This window comes from Nostoc sp. CALU 1950 (genome assembly GCF_051172895.1).
GTDB classification, from domain to species: Bacteria; Cyanobacteriota; Cyanobacteriia; order Cyanobacteriales; family Nostocaceae; genus Nostoc; species Nostoc edaphicum_A.
Genome location: NZ_JBDNJQ010000024.1, coordinates 1 through 19,951, shown reverse-complemented (window position 1 = coordinate 19,951; position 19,951 = coordinate 1). Strand labels below are relative to the sequence as shown.

Genomic DNA, 19,951 nt, shown 5'->3' with positions numbered 1-19,951 from the left:
TCATGCAAAATCAAGTGTCTGATAACAACTCTAGTCAACAACCCGATAATTCCTGGATCGCAGAGCTAGGTAGAACAATTGTCTTGAGCATTGTTCTAGCTCTGGGAATTCGTACCTTTGTTGCGGAAGCACGCTGGATTCCTTCTGGATCGATGGAACCAACTCTGCATGGTACGCCAAACCAGTGGGAGGCAGACAAAATTATTGTCGATAAGTTGAAGTATAAATTTGCTGACCCGCAACGGGGGGATATCGTAGTATTTTCACCTACGGCAGAACTCCAAAAAGAACAATACCACGATGCTTTTATTAAACGTATAATCGCCTTACCTGGAGAAAAAATCCAACTTAGGAATGGCAAAGTCTATATCAACGACAAACCCCTCCCAGAAGCAAATTACCTCAGTTCTGGCCAAAGCACAGTCATTGATGTTTGCCAATCAGGGCCGCAGCCACCTTTTTTAGCAAAACCCCAGACCATACCAGCAGATTCATATTTAGTACTAGGTGATAATCGTAACAGTAGTTACGATAGCCGCTGCTGGGGTGTTGTCCCCCGCCAGAATATTATTGGACGTGCTGTAGTTCGCTTCTGGCCTCTAAATCATGTTGGAGGGATAGATAAATCGCCAGTATATCCATAATTAGCAAATGGATATAGCGGTTCTCACTCGCATAAGATACAAAAAAACTCTTAATCTAGTAATAGCTTTCGTTCCTGAGTAAGAAACGCTATAAGTAACAAAAAAATTTTAGATTTTAGATTGGGGACTACTAAATCACCAATCTTTAATCCAAAATCCAAGTTGCGCTTACGACCCAAAATCCCAAATTGCTATGACGCCTTACCTAGCAAAGATTTTAGTGTATCCAGTTAAGTCACTGGATGGTGTTGAAGTTGAGAACGCTAGAGTTCTTGCCAGTGGCGCACTACATCATGACCGCGAGTTTGCCATTTTTGACGAACAGGGTAGATTTGTCAATGGCAAGCGTCATGCTAAAATCCATTTACTAAGGGCGCAATTTGCACTTTTAAATAGAACTATCTCGTTGCAAATCCCAGGCGGCGACTCACAACAAATTTTTCATCTGGATGAGGAACGGCAAGCATTAGAAGCAACTTTGAGTAATTTTTTTGAGTTTGCTGTCACCTTGAGACAAAACTCTCAGATGGGTTTTCCTGACGATACATACTCATTAGGCCCAACGGTAATTAGTACAGCAACCTTGGCAGCAGTAGCTTCTTGGTTTCCCGGTTTAAGTGTAGATGAAATGCGCCGTCGAATGCGTGCCAATATTGAGATTGGTGGTGTACCAGCATTTTGGGAAGATCAGCTATTTGGTGAACAAGGTAATTTCGTCTCCTTTCGAGTGGGAGATGTTCACCTTCTTGGGGTTAACCCATGTCAGCGTTGTATAGTCCCAACACGCGATTCTTACTTAGGAGAAGCTTACCCAAACTTTCAAAAAATCTTCGCAACCCAGCGACAAGCAACTCTGCCAAATTGGGTTGCTTCATCGCCTTTTAATCATTTTTACAGATTGAGTGTCAATACCCAATTACCCCCATCATCAACTGGAAAAATTTTACAAATCGGCGATGAGATTGACATACTTCCATAACAAAGTTAACATTTCTTCATAATAAAAAATACAAAGTAAATTTTCTTGGATTTTTTTTGTTTATAGTGTGCATTTGCATGAAAATTTTAAAATTGTTGTAGTTAAGTATAAGTTTTTGTACGGGTCCAGAGGTTTTGAGACCGGGAAATCAAAACACCAGCAATTAAAAATTAAATTTAGGATTGGGTGCTAATGGCGACCTGAATTTTAGAATGGCATACTGTAGCTTATCGGTTAAATTTCAGTTCATCCGAGAAAATCTGTTGACACATTGCCAGATAAAACTGAGCAAATTCAGGTGCGATGGCGTATCCGCCCAACTTAGTCGATGTCTACGATGGGCTATGCCTACGCAAAGTTTAAAAATTAGGCGTTGGAGGTACTTAGCCAGTTCAAGAAGTATTTTAGTGCTTTTTTATGCTATAGAGTGCGAAAATGTCATCGCGAAAGCGAAGATATGCCGTAATTATGCTGAGTTGAAAATGTAGCTGATATGGCAAAAATGCCCCTAGTGTATGTTGGGGAAGAATTAAACAACAATGTTATCCAAACTTCAGCCAGTCAAATCTATTAATCGCTTAGTTGGCAAAGTTTATGCCAAGATGCCTCTGAGGTATGTTCTGATTGTGCCCTTTATATTGCAAATTTTTGGGGCGGTAGGACTTGTGGGCTATCTTTCGTATCAAAACGGTCAAAAAGCGGTAAAAGAGCTTGCTACTCAATTAGAAAATGAAATCTGCGATCGCATTGAACAACATCTTGATAGTTATTTAATAACTCCGAAACAAATAAATCAAATTAACTTAGATGCGGTTGAGCTAGGTTTGCTTAACCTTTCTGATTTTGAAACCACCGGAAATTACTTTTGGAAACAAATGCAGGTTTTTAATGTTGGCTACAACAATTTTGCCAACCCCAAAGGTGAATTTATCGGTATTGAACGTTTAGATAATGGCACGTTCTTAATTAATGAAGTTACCGAAAAGAATGGCATCGGGAAACTTTATATTTACAATTCAGACCGGAAAGGGAATCGCCGCCAGCTTCAGCAAGTCAAAAATTATGATCCTCGTGTAGAAGCGTGGTATGCCGATGCAGTAAAGAGTGGCAAACCCGTCTGGAGTAAAATTTATCAATGGGAAGATAAACCAGAAATTTTATCAATATCTTCCAGCTATCCTGTTTACGATAAAACTAACCAACTTATTGGGGTGATTGGTGCCGATTTAATATTATCACAAATCGGCAACTTTTTAGCCAAATTAAATGCTAATCGATCAGGTAGAACTTTTATTTTAGAGCGTTCTGGGTTAATAGTGGCTTCTTCTACTAGTGAGCCACCATATACCATCATTAATGGTGAAGTAAAACGTCGATCAGCATTAGATAGTCAAAATTCTTTAATTAGACTCACAACACAATCTTTGATCAAACGCTTTGACAGCCTTGGGTTCGTTGTGGGGAAACAACAGCTAACCTTTAGCGCCGATGGAATGCATTATTTTGTGCAGGTAAAAAGCTGGAAGGACGAGCTAGGTTTAGATTGGCTAATCGTGGTGGTGATTCCTGAAGGCGAATTTATGGAACAAATTAACGCCAACACCCGAATCACTATTTTGCTATGCATAGTTGCTTTTTTAGTAGCTACAAGAATTGGAATTTTGACTGCTCGCTGGGTGATTAAACCGATTTTGCAATTAAACACATCAGCGAAGAAAATTGCTAAAGGTGAATGGGAGCAAACACCAGAAATTCAGCGTTCCGATGAACTTGGGGAACTAGCCAAGTCATTTGAAACTATGGCAAAGCAACTCCAAGCATCCTTTAGTACTTTGGAAGCCAAGAATGCCCAAATGCAAGTCTTAAATGAGGCGTTATCTCAAAGTCAGAGTCGGCTGACTCAGTTTTTAGAAGCCATGCCGGTTGGTGTATTTATCATAGATGCTGAAGGGGAACCTTATTATACAAATCAAATTGGGCAGCAAATTCTTGGCCAAGGAGCGATCGCAGAAGTTAGTACCGAAAAATTATCAGAGGTATATCAAGCTTACCTTGTCGGGACAGATCAACTTTATCCCAGCGATCGTATGCCCGTTTTGAGAGCATTGCTTGGGGAAAGCACCAGAGTTGATGATATGGAAATTCGCTGTTGTGACAAGATTATTCCCATTGAAGTTTTGGGAAAACCCATCTATGATGAATCGGGAAATCTGGCTTTTGCGATCGCTACATTTTTTGATATCACCCAACGCAAACAAACAGAAAAGTTATTAGCAGAATACAATCGCACCTTAGAGGCTCAAGTAAAAAAACGTACTGAAGAGTTTCAGCAAGTTATTGAGCAACTGCAAACTACCCAAGAAGAACTGATTCAATCGCAAGAAATAGCTGCACAGGAACAACAAGCAGCCGTTCGGGAAGCGGCTCGAAGCGCTGCTGCAAACCTTGCCAAAAGCGAATTTCTGGCTAACATGAGCCACGAACTGCGTACTCCACTCAACGCCATTCTTGGTTTCACCCAAGTCATGAGCCGAGATTATTCGCTATCTGGCGAACATCAAGAAAACTTGGCAATTATTAATCGTGCTGGCGAACACCTACTCAACTTAATTAACGACATTCTAGAAATGTCCAAAATCGAAGCTGGCAGAATCACATTAAATCGCAGCAGCTTTGACTTAATTCATCTGTTGAAGAATTTAGAAGAGTTGTTTCACTTGCGTGCTGCATCTAAAAATTTAGAATTACAGTTTGAATATACACAAGATATTCCTAAGTACATAGAAACAGACGAAAATAAACTGTGTCAAGTCTTGATCAACCTCTTGGGAAATGCCATCAAATTTACTGATATAGGGACGGTGATACTACGGGTGAAACTGGGGGCTGGGGACTGGGGGCTGGGGACTGGGGACTGGGGACTAGGGACTGGGGACTGGGGACTAGGGGAAATTATTGAAGAAGTCTCTTCCCAATCCCTAATCCCTAATCCCCAATCCCTAATCTTCGAGGTACAAGACACTGGCTGTGGTATTACCCCGCAAGAAATTGACTTGCTGTTCGAGGCTTTTGAGCAAACCGAAATCGGCAAAAAATCACAGCAAGGGACAGGACTGGGTTTAGCAATTAGCCGCAAATACGTGCAACTGATGGGAGGTGATATTACTGTCAGCAGTATGCCTGGTATCGGTAGTACATTTGCCTTTGATATTCAGATTGCTCTAACTTGCCCTAGAGAAATTCCGACAAACCACATTAAATCGAGAATTCTAGCTTTAGCATCTACTGAAAAAGCATACCGGATCTTAGTAGTTGACGACTCCAAAGAAAGCCGTCTGTTGCTAGTTAAAATTCTCACATCTTTGGGCTTTGAAGTTAAAGAAGCTACAAATGGGAGTGAAGCGATCGCTAATTGGGAATCTTGGCAACCACACTTGATTTTTATGGATATGCGAATGCCGGTCATGGACGGTTACGAAGCGACAAGAATGATTAAAGCTAAACAAATAGGGCATGGGCCAGCCAGTAAGTTGCGGAAGTTCCCAAAATTGAAACAACTGGCGTCATCGGGGAGCCAGGGACTTGCGGGAGGATTAACTGATTCAGGCGACTGCGAGATTCTTCAAGTTGTACGCAAAGCGTCTCACACAGAAGAAGCTACTGGTGTTATGGGAAATGATGCTTCTGGTATGTCCAATTTGCGATCGTGGACACCAACAGCCTTGGCTTCCCCTTGCGACTTCTCTGGAGGAATGCAGGGTTTCTCCAATACAGATACGATTATTATTGCCCTAACTGCTAGCGCCTTTGAGGAAGAACGCCAGAAAATTTTGTCCATTGGTTGCGATGATTTTATTCGCAAGCCATTCACACAGGAAGTATTATTGGAAAAACTGAGCCAACATTTAGGTTTAAAGTATACCAACCAAATAGAAACTACAAACACAGCAGCTGCCGATCAAGCTACACAGATGTTTGTCAGTGTTGCCGAACTCCTGAGCCATTTATCACAAATGCCGCCTGAGTGGCTTCAACAGATTCACTATGCCGCAGCCAGCTGTAGCGATGAACTGATTTTAGAGTTACTCAAGCAAATTCCATCAGATAATGGTCAAGTTTTCCAAGTTCTTAAGGATTTAGCAAATAACTACCAGTTTGAGAAAATCATGGAATTGACTAGAACAAACGTAGAATGAATTACGAGCATTTAGACCCTGATAAAAAAGATATTTTGATCATTGACGATATGGCGGATAACCTCCGGGTTTTATCCTCAATATTGACAAGGGAAGGGTATAACGTTCGTAAAGCCTTGAATTGGCAAATGGCACTGACAGCAACTCAAACACTATTACCGGATTTGATTCTACTCGATATTATGATGCCAGAAGTAGATGGCTATGAAATTTGTCAGACCTTTAAAGCTTGGGATCTAACAGCAGATATTCCGGTAATTTTTATTAGTGCTTTAGATGATGTTTTTGATAAAGTTAAAGCCTTTAAAGTAGGTGGTGTAGACTACATCACCAAACCTTTTGAGTTTCAAGAAGTTTTAGTGCGCGTGCAAAATCAACTGGCATTGAGGTCGGCGCGATTAGAAATATTGAAACTAAATGTCGAACTGGAACATCGGGTAAAACAGCGGACTGGAGAGCTAGAAAAAACTCTACAAAAACTCCAGCAAGAAATAAATTCCCGGCAAAAATTGCAAAGTCAACTGTTAGATATAGCGCTGCATGATTCGCTGACTGGCTTACCAAACCGAGTTTTATTTATCAGGCGACTAGAAAATGCCCTCAATCGAGCCAAGCAAGAATCTAATTATCAGTTTGCGGTACTTTTTTTGGACTGCGATCGCTTCAAAGTTGTCAACGATTCCCTTGGTCATCTGGTGGGAGATGAATTGCTGATTGCCATCGCTCGTCGCCTGCAAGCATGTCTGATACCTATTGATACTTTAGCACGATTGGGCGGGGACGAATTTGGAATTCTCCTAGAAAATATCACAGATATCAACATAGCAATCCAAGTTGCGGAACGGATTATGCAACAGCTATCACTTGCTTTTAATCTGTCAAGATATGAAGTATTTATGAATGCCAGTATTGGTATTAGTTGGGGCAATAAAGATTATGATCGCCCAGAGTATTTGCTGCGAGATGCTGATACGGCAATGTATCGGGCTAAGGCTCAAGGAAGAGCAAAATATCACGTTTTTAATCCAGCGATGCATCAGGAAGCTATTCAGCTTTTAGAGTTAGAAAATGACCTGCGAAGGGCTGTTGAAAGACAAGAATTTCTTGTTTACTATCAACCAATTATTTCTCTAACTACAGGCAGAATCTCTGGATTTGAAGCTTTGGTACGCTGGCAACATCCGATTCGTGGTCTGATTTCTCCCACAGAATTTATTCCTGTGGCAGAAGAAACAGGTTTAATTAATGCCATCAATACTTGGGTATTACAGTCAGCTTGTCATCAATTAAGCATCTGGCAACATCATCCAGTGACACCAGAACCCCTAACTATGAGTGTCAATTTGAGTGCGCGGTTATTTTTACAGCCCAATTTAGTAGAACAAATTGACCGAATAATTTATGAAAATAAAATAAATCCGGCATATTTAGAATTAGAAATTACCGAAAGTGTAATTATGGAAAATACTAATGCTATTAAAATAATTCTTAAGCAACTAAAGCAACGAAAAATCAAGTTGATTATGGATGATTTTGGTACAGGATATTCCTCTTTGAGTTACCTGCACAGCTTTCCTTTAAATGCACTAAAAATTGATAAATCTTTCGTCAAACGTATGCAGGAGAACAAAGAGAATATGGGGTTAGTACCAGCAATGATTGGCATTGCCAACTCAATGGGGATGAGTGCGATCGCTGAAGGTGTCGAAACAGAAGAACAGTTAACCCAATTGAGAAGTTTAAACTGCAATTTTGCTCAAGGATATCTGTTTTCTGAACCCATAGAGCAACAATTGGTTCTTAAGTTTATTGCCTCAGCACCTCAATGGTAGCTATCAAGTAACACCTGAGAAAAAGTTCATTGTTGACGCTCGTTTAGATAATCTGCGCCTCCTATCTACTATACTTCTCTAAGCAGATTATTCGGTTCACAACGCTCTCTAATTAGAGAATAGCTTTGATAGTCTGTAAAACTCTCCAGACACCGTGGGAGTTAAACTATAAATATAAGTATTTCGGTGAAATTGGTCAACAAACTTCAGGTGACTTCAAAGAAGCATTTACTAAGCTCAATAATAATACGCCTAGCTTTTGATAATAATGCATTTTAATCAAACTAACCATAATAAAAGAAATATTTTGGTGGTCGATGATACCCCAGATAATTTGCGGCTTTTATCGGCAATGTTGACTGCACAAGGCTTTGAAGTTCGCAAAGCCTTAAACGGTAAAATGGCATTGACTGCGTGTCAAATGGTTTTGCCTGATGTGATTTTGCTGGATATCAATATGCCAGATATGGATGGCTATCAAGTTTGTCAACAGTTGAAAGCTGATGATAAAACTTGTGAAGTTCCAGTAATTTTTATTAGTGCCTTGGATGATGTTGTAGATAAGGTAAAAGCCTTTGATGTTGGTGGTGTAGATTATATTGCAAAACCTTTTCATGGGGCAGAGGTGGTATTGCGAATTGAAAATCAGATTAATTTACGTTTGCTCCAAGTTAAACTACAAGAAAAAAACTTTTTACTCCAACAGGCCCTTGACGACTTGAAAGCCTCTCAAGTTCAACAAATTCAGAACGAAAAGATGGTGGCCCTGGGACAGTTAGTGGCTGGGCTGGCTCATGAGATTAATAACCCGATCAGTTTTATTTATGGGAATCTCCAATATGCTGGTCAATATGTGCAAGACCTAGTGAATATTATTGAGATTTATCAACAGGAATATCCCAAACCCACACCAAAAATTCAGCAAATAGCCAAAGACGTAGACCTGAATTTTATGATTAAGGATCTGCAAAGCCTGATAGGTGCAATGTATAGGGGTTCTGATCGCATTCGGGAAATTGTATTGGCGCTACAACACTTCTCTCGACATGATGAAGCAGAGATGAAGCGGGTAAATATCCATGAAGACATCGAAAATACTTTGGTGATGTTACAACATCGGCTCAGGGAAGTAGCTGAACGTCCGGCAATTATCGTAGTAAAAGATTATGGTAACTTACCCCTAGTCACTTGTTATGCAAGTGAACTAAACCAAGTATTTATGCATCTGTTGAATAATGCTATTGATGCAATAGAAGAGGGAATGGGGAATGGGGAGTGGGGAATGGGGAATCAATCTTCTACTCCCTACTCACTACTCACTACTCCCCAAATTCGGATTCATACAGAGGTGACAGACTTGAATATGGTCAAAATTGCGATCGCTGATAATGGTCTTGGTATAGAAGAGTCGTTGCGATCGCGTTTATTTGACCCATTTTTTACAACAAAACCAGTGGGTAAAGGTAGTGGACTAGGATTATCCATTAGCTATCAGATTATCGTGCAAAAACACCGAGGAAATATTACTTGTACCTCAGATGTTGGCAAAGGAGCAGAGTTTGCGATCGAAATTCCCATAGAGCAACCTGATATCTCATCGCAATTTTCAAAATCGGAAAATGGATTGGGGATTGGGGATTAGGGAGATGGAGAGCAGGGGAGCAGGGGAGAATAATAATGCCCAATGACCAATGACCAATGACCAATGACAAATGACCAATGACAAATGACCAATGACAAATGACAAATGACAAATGACAAATGACAAATAAATCTAATTAATCAACAATTCTGGTGCTACCAATCCTTTTTGGATAGCTAAGACTGCGGCTTGAGTGCGATCGCGTACTTCTAGTTTCTGTAAAATAGCATGGACATGAACCCGCACTGTACCAGGAGCAATGTAGAGGATCTCAGCAATTTCTTGATTGCTTTTGCCAGCTGCTACCAGTGCCAAAATTTCTTGTTCCCGCTTCGTTAAGGGATTTTCTAAGGCTTCGTCAGTTTTTGTGGACTGCACCGCCAGAGAATTGCCCTCAAAAGCGGCTCTAATTTCTGTTGTTGCTGTTTGATCCCACCAAGAAGCGCCCGCCGCAACCGATCGCACAGCCAATATTAAAGACTCAGCAGGAATACCTTTAAGGCAGTAACCTTGGGCCCCGGCGGCAATTAACCGCGAAATCAGGGGTTTTTCAGAACGAGACGTTAAAACGAGAATTGGTAAATTTGGGTGCTTCTGCTTGATTTGGCGACAAGCCTCAATCCCGCCAATTCCCGGTAAACCTATATCCAGCAAGACCAAATCCAGAGGATAGCGATTTGCTAATTCTACAGCTTGTTCCCCATCTTCTGCTTCTGCGACAATCTCCAAACTGGTTTCTTGTTGCAACCGCATCCGCAGACCAAGCCGAAATAATTCATCATCTTCAACTAGTAAGATTTTTGTCATTTGTTATTGGTCATTGGTCATTGGTTATTGGTCATTGGTCATTTGTCATTTGTCATTTGTCATTTGTCATTTGTCATTTGTTATTGGTCATTTGTCATTTGTCATTTGTCATTTGTTATTGGGCATTGGACATTGGGCATTATTATTCTCCCCCTGCTCCCCTGCTCCCTCTGCTCCCCTGCTCCCTCTGCTCCCCTGCCTCCCCTGCTCACTCCTCAACTCCCCGGTGGTGGACAAGCTGGGAGTCGGAAACCAAACAGTGCGCCTCGTGGTGAGCGATTCTCTGCCCAAATTGTACCCCCATGAGCAGTAATAATTTGTCTGGTCAAATAAAGCCCTAGCCCAGATCCAGAAACGTGGCGATCGCTATTTCCTTGATAAAACCTCTCAAATAAGTGGGGTAACTCTTTTTCGGTAATGCCGGAACCAGTATCGAGTATTTTTACCACTTGATCGCTAGAATAACCTTCAAATACTACTTCCACTTTACCGCCACGAGGGGTATGGTTAATGCCATTACTCAGGAGATTGGTGAAGACTCGCCCAAGTTGCAAAGAATCGCCATTTACCCAAAGAAAGCTCCGAAAATCTGATTCGCCATAGTGCAGAGAAATATAAACTTGACGTGTTCTCGCTAGTTCAGTCAGGGTAGCGATGATTTCCTCCGCCACAGTCACCAAGTTAACTGGTGATATCTGTAGTTTCAGCCCTTCAGTATCATTGCGGTATACATCTAAAAGTGTTTGGACTAATTGCAGTGTACTCCGATGGCTACGAGCCATTGTTTGCAAGACTTTTGCTTGCATTGGCGTAATTTCACCAAATTGCTCATTTTGAAAATATTTCAGCGTTTCAATTGCTCCTAATAGAGGTGTTTTCAAATCATGCGTTAGGGTAGAAACAAAATCTTCACGCATGGTAGCTAGTTGTTCTTGGGAGCGTAATTGTGCTTGGGTATAAGCGATCGCTTCCTCATTGCGGTGGTTGCGGTCACTTAACCAACCTGTTACCATCAACGCCAATACTGCAATCAGCCGATTTGCCAACGTTGGGGGATCAATTATTTCTCCTCCGGGGATAAACAAATTCAACAATGTTAATCCTGTAGCAGCAAGAGTGATCCCCAATACTGCTTTCCGATTCAATCGAGAATCTGCTAACAAAATTGTCCCTGTGTAGAGGTAGCCAAATACGTACTCAGGTGGTGTTAAATATTCCAAGACTATAACGATCGCAAAGGCGATCGCTATTAGCCCATATATCTCCCTACGTTCATTTATAGGTTCTTTCATAGTCAATAATCGACTTAACATCGTCATTTATGATTTACTAAAAAATCGTGACTATACAATCTGCATAACTATTTAATTCACCAATTATGATCTATCTGTAATCTATATCTGCAAATGCCAACTTTGAGAATTAACCCGAAAATTACGATTATCCAGATGCAGGAAAGGTGACTGAGAACTGGGGACTGGGTATTTGCCCACAAGGGGCGGGGTATATACCACAATCTTCCTAATCCCTACTCCCATTAAGAAAATCCTCTGGGATATTTATATTCTTTGAAAGTAGCAAACTTTGAAAATGTATTGTATAAACAAATAATCCTAACTAGTTGAGATAGATGAATTAAGAGTAAAAATTAAATATTCTTAACAAAAACTTTAACAAGTATCTGGAAAATAGTAATAACTGAAAATAGTAAATACTTCAATCTGTTATTTCTAAGAATTGGCTTGCTAGCACTTAAATTTAATTTAGCGCAAGATATATGGGACAAGGTTTTTTGCAAATTAGCTTAACGCTGTGTATTGTGATAGCAATCACTCCACTATTCGGAAAATACATAGCGCGTGTCTTCTTGGGAGAAAGAACACTGCTTGATTTTTTAATGAACCCCATAGAGCGAAGTATGTTCGTACTTGCGGGTGTTCGGAGGAAGGATGATATGACAGGTTCGCAGTATATCCGGGCTGTACTGTTTACCAACCTCATTATGGGAATTTCAGTATATTTTCTAATATATTTTCAGAGACTCTTACCCTGGAATCCAAACGGCTTTGGTGCGCCCAACTGGGATGTATTGCTGCACACAACGATTTCATTTGTTACCAATACCGATCAACAACATTATGCTGGTGAAACAACCTTGAGCTATTTTAGCCAGGTAGCGGCTTTAGGCTTTTTGATGTTCACCTCCGCAGCCACCGGTTTAGCCGTGGGAATTGCCTTTATTCGTGGGTTGACGGGTAGAAGACTGGGAAACTTTTACGTCGATCTCGTGCGTGGAATTACGCGAATATTGCTGCCGATTTCGATCATTGGAGCGATCGCTTTGCTTGTCGCAGGTGTGCCACAAACATTAGCCAAGACTATGGATGTGACAACCTTAGAAGGCGGGACGCAATATCTTGCCAGAGGCCCGGTGGCGTCCTTTGAAATGATCAAACTTTTGGGCGAGAACGGCGGAGGTTTTTTTGGCGTAAACTCAGCTCACCCCTTTGAAAATCCTAATGGCGCTTCTAACTTGATAGAAATGATCGCCATGATTTCTATACCCGCAGCCTTGATTTACACCTACGGTATATTTGCTAACAACATCAAACAAGCTTGGCTGCTTTTCTGGATGGTGTTTGTAATTTTTGTAGTTTTGGTGGGAGTGACAGCCGTGGGAGAACTGCAAGGTAATCCCCTAGTTAATAACGCCTTTGGATTAGAACAGCCCAATTTAGAGGGTAAAGAAGTTCGATTTGGCTGGGTACAAACGTCATTTTGGGCAGTGATGACTACCGCTACTATGTCTGGTGCGGTGAATGGGATGCATGATTCTTTGATGCCACCAGGATTATTTTCGACCCTCTTCAACTTGTTTATCCAGGTTATCTGGGGCGGTCAGGGAACGGGAACAGCTTACCTATTTATTTACTTAATTCTCACAGTGTTCCTAACTGGACTAATGGCAGGACGCACCCCAGAGTTTTTAGGACGCAAAATTGAAAAGCGGGAAATCGTCCTTGCCAGCGTAGTGCTGTTGATTCACCCAATTCTAGTTTTGATTCCCAGTGCGATCGCCTTGGCTTATCCCATCTCCCTATCTGGAATTAGCAACCCTGGCTATCACGGCATTTCCCAAGTAGTTTATGAATACGCCTCAGCAGCAGCAAATAATGGCTCCGGCTTAGAGGGGTTGGGAGATAACACCCTATGGTGGAACTTGAGTACTTTAGTTAGCTTAATAGGAGGACGCTACATTCCGATAATTGCCATTCTACTCTTAGCTGATGGCATGTCTCGCAAACAACCAGTCCCCGAAACCCCTGCTACCCTAAGAACAGATTCTCTGGTATTTACCGGTATCACGGCTGGAGTGACACTGGTTTTAGGAGTGTTAACTTTCTTTCCCGTTCTAGCTTTAGGCCCCATAGCAGAGGGTTTAAAACTAGCATCTGGCAGTTAGAAAATTTATGAGTTATGAGTTATTAGTTTGCAATTAAGAGAATACCAAAAAATAAATTATCCGGTTTCGTAGGAGAGCCAGCGCGTTGCGGTGTTAGCGATAACGTCATGCACCTTCATCAGATGGTGCATTAGGCATTCTACAGGTTGGATCTTTTTTCATTGGAAGTTCCTAATAACTCCTAACTCTAAGCATGTCAAGGTAATGTGTAGCTTGAATTTCATATTCATTCAAACAAAATTTTCACTTGTTCTTTTAGAATTTTGAAAATTCCGACTTCAGAAGCTCAACTTCCAAGTTCTGAGCTAGTAATGAATACAAGACTCACCTTGGCAGCACTACTCCTAACCTCCCACACCTCCCACACCCTCCACACTATGAGTGAGAAATCCGGGCTAACCCCTAACCCCTAACTCCTAACTCCTAACTTCTAACTCCTAACTTTATTTATTAATCCAGTGGCAACTAACTCCAAAGCTAGACGCCCAAATTCTCGTTCTGGCGATCGCCGCCAAGAACGTAAAAAGGCCAGGGCAAGTAATAAGTGGCTGTACTTAAGGGCAATTAGAGATGCTTTTGTCAAGCTCAACCCTAAGTATGCAATTAAAAATCCAGTGATGTTTGTGGTTTGGGTGGGGACAATCATCACCCTATTGCTGACAATCGATCCCAACCTATTTGGCCCAGCCCTGCAAAAGAACCCACAACTTTTCAACGGTTTATTGTCGGGGATTTTATTCTTTACAGTTTGGTTTGCCAATTTTGCCGAAGCATTGGCAGAAGGACGGGGTAAAGCCCAAGCCGATGCCTTGCGGTTAACGAAATCAGAAACGATCGCTAAAAAACTTGCTCCCGACGGCACAATTAGTGAAGTTTCATCCACCAGCCTCAAACAGGGCGATACCATCTACGTTGTTGCTGGCGATATCATCCCCGCTGATGGCGAAGTAGTTATGGGTGTCGCCTCAGTAGATGAATCGGCAATTACTGGGGAATCTGCACCAGTATTAAAAGAATCAGGCTCGGACGTTTCTAGTTCTATCACTGGCGGGACGCGGATTATCTCAGATGAACTAATTATCCGCATTACATCTGACCCAGGCAAAGGCTTTATTGACCGGATGATTGCCTTGGTGGAAGGGGCAGAACGGAGTAAAACACCCAATGAAATTGCCCTGACAGTATTGCTGGCAGTTCTGAGCTTAGTATTTTTATTAGTCGTGGTAACCTTGCCCGCACTTGCATACTATGTCAACAGTCCAGTCAGCGTGCCAATTTTGATTGCCCTATTAGTGGCATTGATTCCTACAACCATTGGCGGCTTGCTAAGTACCATCGGCATTGCTGGTATGGATCGAGTTGCTCAATTTAACGTCATTGCGACTTCCGGACGAGCAGTCGAAGCATGTGGTGATGTCAACACTTTAGTTCTCGACAAGACGGGTACAATTACCATCGGCAACCGTTTAGCGGAAGAATTTATTCCTATCAACGGTCATTCAATGTCGGAAATTGCTAATGTTGCCTGGGCGGCTAGTGTCTTTGACAATACACCAGAAGGTAAATCCATTGTCCGACTGGCAGAAAAGTTAGTAGCACGGTTTGATTTCGACTCCAGTCAGGCAGAAGCAGTCGATTTTTCTGCCAAAACACGCATGAGTGGTACTAACTTACGTGGTGGGTATGAGGCGAGGAAGGGAGCAGTAGAAGCCATTAAAGGATTTGTCCGTTCCCGCAACGGACGCGATACGCCAGAATTAGATGCTGCCTATGAACGAGTTTCTCGCCTGGGAGGTACACCTTTAGCAGTTAGCCTCGATAACGAAATCTATGGAATTATTTATCTCAAAGATATAGTTAAACCTGGTATCCGCGATCGCTTTGAGCAACTGCGACGGATGGGAGTGAGTACCATCATGCTAACTGGCGATAACCGAATTACTGCTTCTGTCATTGCCAGAGAAGCTGGCGTTGATGACTTCATTGCCGAAGCCACACCAGAAGACAAAATCAGCGTCATTAAAAAGGAACAAGCAGCAGGTAAACTGGTTGCCATGACGGGAGATGGGACTAACGATGCTCCCGCATTAGCCCAAGCTAACGTCGGTGTTGCTATGAATACAGGAACGCAAGCTGCCAAAGAAGCCGCCAACATGGTCGATTTAGACTCCGATCCCACAAAGCTGATCGATATCATTAATATTGGCAAACAATTGTTGATTACTCGTGGAGCATTAACGACATTTTCTATCGCTAATGATATTGCTAAATACTTTGCAATTATCCCAGTGATATTTGTCGCTGCTAACCTGCAAAGCTTGAATATTATGAATTTGACTAGCCCTAAATCTGCTGTACTATCAGCGCTAATTTATAATGCTTTGATTATTCCTGCTTTGATTCCCTTGGCATTAAAGGGTGTGCGATTTAGACCGCTGACAGCTAATCAGCTACTCCAACGCAATATCTTAATTTACGGCTTAGGTGGGGTGATTGCACCGTTTATTGCCATTAAGCTGATCGATATACTGATTACAGTTGTAGGCTTGGCTTAAGGACAGCAAAAGTAAAGACGCTGTGAAACTAACACATCTTGAACAAAGTAAAATAATAAACATTTTTACTTTTACCTGTTGAGAGGGAGAACAAGAAGAATATGAATAAACATCGTTTTCACTCAGCACTGCTTCGGCTATGTCCTTTGTTTGGTCGCAATGGCATAAACAACACCTACCACTCGCTATTTTTATCCTGCTGTGCTTGAATGTGGTAACTGCCCCAGTTGTTTATGCTGTTGCTAACAGCACCCTGAAACGTTCTACTGCGTGGGCAAAAGAATTAAAAAATTAAAAATTAAAAATTAAATTCTAGGAGCAATTGGAAAACTTTTTATGGCTATTATTCGAGAAACCATCAGAGCAATTTTTATAACTCTAATGCTTTGGTTGTTGACTGCAATCATCTATCCTCTGGTAATCCTTGTAGTGGGTCAAGTCTTTTTGCCCTATCAAGCTAATGGCAGCATCATGCTGAATCTAAATAATGAACCCATTGGTTCGGCTTTAATTGGTCAGCTGTTCACATCTGAGCGATATTTCCATCCTCGTCCCAGTACTGTTCGATATAGCCAAGGCAAAAGAGCCAGGCCAACTGGCATATCTGGAGCTAGCAATCTCGCTGCTAGCAATCCAGAGCTACTAAAGCGGATTCTAGAACAGTCAAATCAATTGCGAGACGAAAATCTTCAACCGATCGCCGATATAATTTATACCTCTGCTTCCGGTTTAGATCCACATATTTCCTTCAGAGCAGCACGGCAACAATTGACACGGGTTGCTGGTGCGCGGGGAATAAAAGAAGATGAGATTCTACCTTTAATTAATAAGTATACTGATGGCAGATTTTTATGGATTTTTGGTGAGCCAGGGGTCAATGTTCTGCGATTGAATTATGCTCTTGACTTGCAAGATATTAATCGTCAGCAAAATTAGTAAATGGGCATTGGGCATGGGTAAAGCGCTGTTTTCGTTTCCGATGAAGTAGGAGTACTAAGTAAGTGGGCCGGAATAAACCAAATTATGCTACGAAACGAAAATAGGCTTAAAATCCTTACAAATGACCAATGACAAAGGACAAATGACCAATACTGGTTCGGCTGGCACTGCACCTTTAAATTCTGGAAGTTACTCGCTTTATCCGGCACGACGACGGGGAAAGCATAAAATATTTATTGGCATGGCTCCTGGGGTAGGTAAAACTTACCGAATGCTGGAAGAGGGACATGCACTCAAGCAGGAAGGAATTGATGTCGTTGTTGGGCTTTTGGAAACCCACGGACGGAAAGAGACGGCTGAAAAAGCAGAGGGACTGGAGATTTTACCCCGTAAGCAATATCCTCGTGGTGAGTTGACGCTAACGGATATGGATACAGATGCTATTTTAAAGCGATCGCCTCAATTAGTCTTAATCGATGAACTTGCCCATACTAACGTCCCTGGTTCTCCACGTGAAAAACGCTACGAAGATGTAGAAGTAGTTTTAGCAGCAGGTATTGATGTCTACTCCACAATGAATGTCCAGCATTTGGAAAGTCTTAATGACTTAGTAGCTAGAATTACAAGTGTGATAGTCCGTGAGCGTGTTCCTGACAGGATTCTGGATGATGCAGATGAGATAGTAGTAGTGGATGTAACACCGGAAACACTGCAAGAACGGTTGTTAGAAGGAAAGATTTATGAACCGCAAAAAATCCAACAATCCCTCGATAACTTTTTCCAACGCCGTAACCTGATTGCTTTGCGGGAGTTGGCTTTGCGGGAAGTAGCAGACAACGTGGAAGAAAATGCGATTGCCTCTACTCCCAACGGACAATTTTGTAATATTCACGAGCGAGTTTTGGTATGTGTATCCACCTATCCCAACTCAGTGCAACTGTTACGCCGGGGTGCGAGGCTGGCTAACTATATGAACGCGCCACTTTATACCTTATTCGTTGCCGATCCAGAACGCTTCCTTAGCAAAGAGGAAAGCTTACATATCCACACATGTGAGAAACTTTGTAAAGAATTTGAAGGTACTTTCATTCGTGTTACCAACAGTAACGTAGCTAATGCGATCGCAGAAGTTGCCGAAAAATATCGGATTACCCAAATTGTAATTGGAGAGAGTCAGCGATCGCGCTGGCAAATGCTCATAAAAGGATCTTTGACGCAAAAATTAGTGCGCTTGCTCAAAAATATCGATTTGCATATTATTGCCAGCGAAAAAATGGTTTCACCCAAATAGGGAATCAAATTTCCCCAAAAACCTCAGAAGTAAAGCTCCCATGCAGACCATAGGGGATATGATGTTTCAAATGTAGTCGCGCTATTACTCCTTTAGAGAAATCACTAGCATCCAAAATTACCAAATCTGAGCGGTGATGGGTAGCATCATAAACCAAAGCTAATACCCAACCATCATCTTCCTTTTCGGAACCTGGGCGCGGGACAAAAATCGGTTCACCCACAAAACCACGGGGTGCAGCACTCCATATTTGTCTTTCTCCAGACTCTAAATCAATTTTCAGCAATGCTTGTAAGGGAGCATTACCAGTCTCAGCATGAGCCGCACCTATATATAGATATCGATAAGAGCGTCCCACATTCGCCGGATGTATGCTAGGAAATTCACAGCAGCGGCTATCAATCAATTCTCGTCGGACTATCCCATTCTTTAAATTCAGATGAAATCGCCAGAGTTGCCCAGGTGAATTCGCCTCAAAATCAGTTTGTCGAAAATCACTTTTGGGTTCCACTTCTGGTAAATCTTGGTAGCAAATGGAGTCAATCAAAACTTCCTCTCCCACCTCAAAAGCATTAACGTGGTGGAAGACGAAACCCGACTGAGTTTCCAGAATTTTCATCTCTTCTTGCCCTTCTTTAGGGAAGCGGGGAATAATTAGAATTTGAGTTGGCTGATTTGGCTGAAATTTAATACATTCTCCTGCTGCACGTATTCCCAAGGCGAAAGGTATGGGATTGAAGGTAACAGGATTTTGAAAGAAGATACAGTAATTGGGAGTAATTACGAAATCGTGAATAAAACAGAAACCTGAAACTTTATGAGCGTGGCTTCTGATAATTTCACCCGTTGGGTTTAGTTCAAAAATATTAATCGTGGTGGATAATCCTGGCTTAATCGAGAAATTTACCAGGCAAGATGCACCTCCATCTTGATCGCAATTTTTTTCCAAACGGGGATGTGCAGCGAAAGCGTCACCTGGTGATAAAACACCATTAAAATATTCATTCCCCAAGGTTTCAAGAGTGTAGGGATCGAGGCGATGTGCTTCAGATCCTTCCCAGAGTGCTAGCAGTTTACCACCCCAATAGATAACATTTGTATTAGCAATATTTTTGAGTTTGAAGTCAAAGATATTAGCTAGCCAACCACCGGGTTTTTGAGTACCAAAAGTACCACGATAGAGAATTTTTCCCGCCTTTTGCTCTGCCAAATACCCAGTTGTGCGGACAAAGCGGTTGCGAAAATGGGCACGACCGTTAGTAAAGGTAATTTTGCTAATCATTCCATCCCCATCAAATGGGTGATGAAGAGATTGCCCATTCACATCCAGTAAACCAGGGCCATTTCTAAACAGCGTACCTTGTAATTCTGTAGGAATTTGCCCTTCTATATCATCAATCCAATAATCAAATTCTTGGGTGAGAGATTGATATCCTCCTTGCCAGTCTGCACGAGTGTAGGATTTTTCTGTAACTAAGCTCTCTTGACTTTTAAAACTCTGCATATACTTGGTTTATTATTGTTAACTTGAACAAAAAGATGTAGCTGCTATAGGACTCATATTTGATTTCTGAAAAAACTCAGTACAACTAAGAAGCCTTCT

12 protein-coding genes are annotated in these 19,951 nt (G+C 41.7%); 9 read left to right on the top strand and 3 right to left on the bottom strand.

The genetic code is table 11. From position 1 onward, the window contains the following. Nucleotides 1-2: 2 nt before the first annotated feature. From lepB to ABF638_RS09455, 5 genes are all read left to right on the top strand, one after another. Nucleotides 3-644, top strand: coding sequence for a signal peptidase I (lepB, locus tag ABF638_RS09475; RefSeq protein WP_181931016.1), 642 nt, complete (start codon nucleotides 3-5; stop codon nucleotides 642-644). Between the two features lie 193 nt (nucleotides 645-837). After that, nucleotides 838-1,623, top strand: coding sequence for an MOSC domain-containing protein (locus tag ABF638_RS09470; RefSeq protein WP_435022264.1), 786 nt, complete (start codon nucleotides 838-840; stop codon nucleotides 1,621-1,623). Between the two features lie 539 nt (nucleotides 1,624-2,162). Next, complete coding sequence (locus ABF638_RS09465) at nucleotides 2,163-5,819, top strand: ATP-binding protein (protein ID WP_435022262.1); 3,657 nt, start codon at nucleotides 2,163-2,165, stop codon at nucleotides 5,817-5,819. Beyond that, complete coding sequence (locus ABF638_RS09460; protein ID WP_435022260.1) at nucleotides 5,816-7,651, top strand: GGDEF/EAL domain-containing response regulator; 1,836 nt, start codon at nucleotides 5,816-5,818, stop codon at nucleotides 7,649-7,651. The genes ABF638_RS09465 and ABF638_RS09460 overlap by 4 nt, the downstream gene beginning before the upstream one ends. Before the next feature lie 268 nt (nucleotides 7,652-7,919). Then, nucleotides 7,920-9,293, top strand: a complete 1,374-nt coding sequence (locus tag ABF638_RS09455) for a hybrid sensor histidine kinase/response regulator (protein ID WP_435022258.1) — start codon at nucleotides 7,920-7,922, stop codon at nucleotides 9,291-9,293. Between the two features lie 132 nt (nucleotides 9,294-9,425). On the opposite strand, the gene ABF638_RS09450 is transcribed toward ABF638_RS09455, so the two are convergent. Next, the gene (locus tag ABF638_RS09450; RefSeq protein ID WP_420758913.1) at nucleotides 9,426-10,100 is read right to left on the bottom strand and encodes a response regulator; all 675 of its coding nucleotides are present in this window, start codon (nucleotides 10,098-10,100) and stop codon (nucleotides 9,426-9,428) included. A gap of 215 nt (nucleotides 10,101-10,315) precedes the next feature. Further along, complete coding sequence (locus tag ABF638_RS09445; RefSeq protein ID WP_435022342.1) at nucleotides 10,316-11,413, bottom strand: sensor histidine kinase; 1,098 nt, start codon at nucleotides 11,411-11,413, stop codon at nucleotides 10,316-10,318. A 464-nt stretch (nucleotides 11,414-11,877) separates the two neighbouring features. Here ABF638_RS09445 and kdpA point away from each other — a divergent pair, with 464 nt between their 5' ends. The 4 genes from kdpA to ABF638_RS09425 all read left to right on the top strand — a co-directional run bounded on the left by kdpA (nucleotide 11,878) and on the right by ABF638_RS09425 (nucleotide 18,348). Beyond that, nucleotides 11,878-13,563, top strand: coding sequence for a potassium-transporting ATPase subunit KdpA (gene kdpA / locus ABF638_RS09440; RefSeq protein ID WP_435022255.1), 1,686 nt, complete (start codon nucleotides 11,878-11,880; stop codon nucleotides 13,561-13,563). A gap of 449 nt (nucleotides 13,564-14,012) precedes the next feature. After that, entirely contained in the window at nucleotides 14,013-16,118 is a 2,106-nt protein-coding gene (gene kdpB / locus ABF638_RS09435) for a potassium-transporting ATPase subunit KdpB (protein ID WP_435022340.1), read from the top strand. Nucleotides 16,119-16,454: 336 nt separating this feature from the next. Further along, complete coding sequence (gene kdpC, locus ABF638_RS09430; RefSeq protein ID WP_435022253.1) at nucleotides 16,455-17,054, top strand: K(+)-transporting ATPase subunit C; 600 nt, start codon at nucleotides 16,455-16,457, stop codon at nucleotides 17,052-17,054. Between the two features lie 145 nt (nucleotides 17,055-17,199). Then, on the top strand, nucleotides 17,200-18,348 hold the full coding sequence (locus ABF638_RS09425) for a universal stress protein (protein ID WP_435022338.1): 1,149 nt from the start codon (nucleotides 17,200-17,202) through the stop codon (nucleotides 18,346-18,348). 4 nt (nucleotides 18,349-18,352) lie between these two features. Here ABF638_RS09425 and ABF638_RS09420 read toward each other — a convergent pair whose 3' ends face one another. Then, complete coding sequence (locus ABF638_RS09420; protein ID WP_435022251.1) at nucleotides 18,353-19,852, bottom strand: carotenoid oxygenase family protein; 1,500 nt, start codon at nucleotides 19,850-19,852, stop codon at nucleotides 18,353-18,355. Between the last annotated feature and the right edge of the window lie 99 nt (nucleotides 19,853-19,951).

What these genes read in the sequence shown, in the direction of transcription:
- ABF638_RS09420 (WP_435022251.1), bottom strand. Translation starts at nt 19,852, where the DNA reads ATGCAGAGTTTTAAAAGTCAAGAGAGCTTAGTTACAGAAAAATCCTAC.
- ABF638_RS09470 (WP_435022264.1), top strand. Translation starts at nt 838, where the DNA reads ATGACGCCTTACCTAGCAAAGATTTTAGTGTATCCAGTTAAGTCACTG.
- kdpC (WP_435022253.1), top strand. Translation starts at nt 16,455, where the DNA reads ATGGCTATTATTCGAGAAACCATCAGAGCAATTTTTATAACTCTAATG.
- ABF638_RS09445 (WP_435022342.1), bottom strand. Translation starts at nt 11,413, where the DNA reads ATGTTAAGTCGATTATTGACTATGAAAGAACCTATAAATGAACGTAGG.
- ABF638_RS09455 (WP_435022258.1), top strand. Translation starts at nt 7,920, where the DNA reads ATGCATTTTAATCAAACTAACCATAATAAAAGAAATATTTTGGTGGTC.
- ABF638_RS09460 (WP_435022260.1), top strand. Translation starts at nt 5,816, where the DNA reads ATGAATTACGAGCATTTAGACCCTGATAAAAAAGATATTTTGATCATT.
- lepB (WP_181931016.1), top strand. Translation starts at nt 3, where the DNA reads ATGCAAAATCAAGTGTCTGATAACAACTCTAGTCAACAACCCGATAAT.
- kdpA (WP_435022255.1), top strand. Translation starts at nt 11,878, where the DNA reads ATGGGACAAGGTTTTTTGCAAATTAGCTTAACGCTGTGTATTGTGATA.
- ABF638_RS09425 (WP_435022338.1), top strand. Translation starts at nt 17,200, where the DNA reads ATGACCAATACTGGTTCGGCTGGCACTGCACCTTTAAATTCTGGAAGT.
- ABF638_RS09465 (WP_435022262.1), top strand. Translation starts at nt 2,163, where the DNA reads ATGTTATCCAAACTTCAGCCAGTCAAATCTATTAATCGCTTAGTTGGC.
- ABF638_RS09450 (WP_420758913.1), bottom strand. Translation starts at nt 10,100, where the DNA reads ATGACAAAAATCTTACTAGTTGAAGATGATGAATTATTTCGGCTTGGT.